The organism is Microbacterium sp. H6 (assembly GCF_003314775.1).
Lineage (GTDB): Bacteria > Actinomycetota > Actinomycetes > Actinomycetales > Microbacteriaceae > Microbacterium > Microbacterium oxydans.
Genome location: NZ_QOAY01000132.1, coordinates 1049 through 2598, shown reverse-complemented (window position 1 = coordinate 2598; position 1550 = coordinate 1049). Strand labels below are relative to the sequence as shown.

General features: G+C 71.2%; 2 protein-coding genes. Both read left to right on the top strand.

Features of this window, described 5'->3' with window-relative positions; all coding sequences use genetic code 11:
• A partial coding sequence (locus DSP71_RS22700; RefSeq protein ID WP_220151103.1) for a hypothetical protein occupies positions 1–382 on the top strand: 382 nt, incomplete at its 5' end.
• On the top strand, positions 379–1550 hold a 1172-nt coding region (locus DSP71_RS08470), incomplete at its 3' end, for an ABC transporter transmembrane domain-containing protein (protein WP_220151102.1). The genes DSP71_RS22700 and DSP71_RS08470, both read left to right, overlap by 4 nt.

Genomic DNA, 1550 nt, shown 5'->3' with positions numbered 1-1550 from the left:
ACACACCCCGGTGCCGATCGACGCGGCACGTCGTGCTCTCGGCTCCAGGCGCTCGCCGTCCACGTCCGAGTTCCTCGTCCGGACCTCCGCGCGAGATCGCCTGTCCCCGCGCGGGGAGATCGATCGCGTCGCGCGCGCCTCCGGACAAGCCTGGGTGCGGGGTGCGAGCGCCGTCCGTTCCTGGTCCGTGCCGACCACGGCTCCGGCACCGCTCATCGGCACCGCGCTCTGGAACGCCCACCTCACCGCGGCCGGTCTCTGCTACCGCGCGGCCCTCGACGGAGGCTGTGGCGCTCGCCCGGTGTCCGGCTTCTCCTCGACCGGAGGGCGGTGGATCCTCCATGCGATCGCCTTCCTCGACTCTCCCGGAGGCTCACGATGATGATCGTCCCCGAGCTGTGGCGCGAAGCGCGACGGCACCCCTGGCTGCTGGCCTGGAGCACCCTCCTCCTTCTCCTCGTATACGCGACGCACCTGCTGCAGGCGCTGGCTCTCGCGTGGTCGCTCGCTGCTCTCGTGCGCGGTGAGGGGCAGGGCGCGGTCGTCGGCATCGGGGTGATCCTCGTGATCGGAGTGACGCGGATGCTGCTCACCATCGTGCAGGGAGATGCCGCCGCGCGTCTCGGCGGGAGGGTGAGGGAAGACCTTCGGGGCGCGGCCGTCTCCGCGGTCCTCGTGCCGGAGCGACTGCATGATGCCGGTCTCAGGGACGGCTCGACGCAGCTCGCGCTCGGCGACGGGATCGACGGCACGGACGCCTATGTGTCGAAGTACATCCCCGCCGTGGTGCAGCTCGTCGTCGGCAGCCTGATCGCCGTGTGCCTCGTGGCGGTGCTGTCCCCGCTGATCGCGCTGTGCGTCGCGGCGGGGATCCTGCTCGCGGTGCTCGGCCCGCTGCTGTGGAAGCGCATGCTCGCCCGTCGAGGCTTCGAGCACTGGGACAGCTACGAGGCTCTCAGCGGCGACCTTCTCGAGTCCCTTCGCGGAATGTCGACGTTGCGCGCACTGGGAGACGTCCCCGCCACACGGGCGCGCCTGCACACGAGATCGGAGGCGCTGCGCCTGGCCACCGAACGCGTGATGCGCACGTCGCTCGCGGAGACGGCCATCACAGACCTCGCCGTGCAGGCCGGCGTGGTGGTCGCCGCGGGGCTCGCGGTCGTCGCGGTCCTGACCGGTGAGCCGCCGGCCGTCGAGGTCTACGCGCTGCTGCTGCTCTCCTCCGAGGCGTTCCGTCCGGTGCGTGAGCTCTCCCGACACTGGCACGCGGGTTTCCTCGGTCTCACCGCCGTACCAGGGCTCGTGGCCCTCGGAGCGTTCCGTCGAACGCCCCCTCTCGCAACGACGCGGGTGGAGCCCGACACACACGCTCGTCCTCGGGGCCAGGAACTCCGCATCTCCGGGCTCTCCTACCGCTACCCCGGTGCCGATCGTGACGTCCTGCGCGGTGTCGATCTCCTCGCCGAACGCGGAGAGGTCCACGCGATCGCCGGGCCTTCGGGCGCAGGCAAATCCACGCTCTTCGACCTCGTCCTCGGATTCCTGCCCGC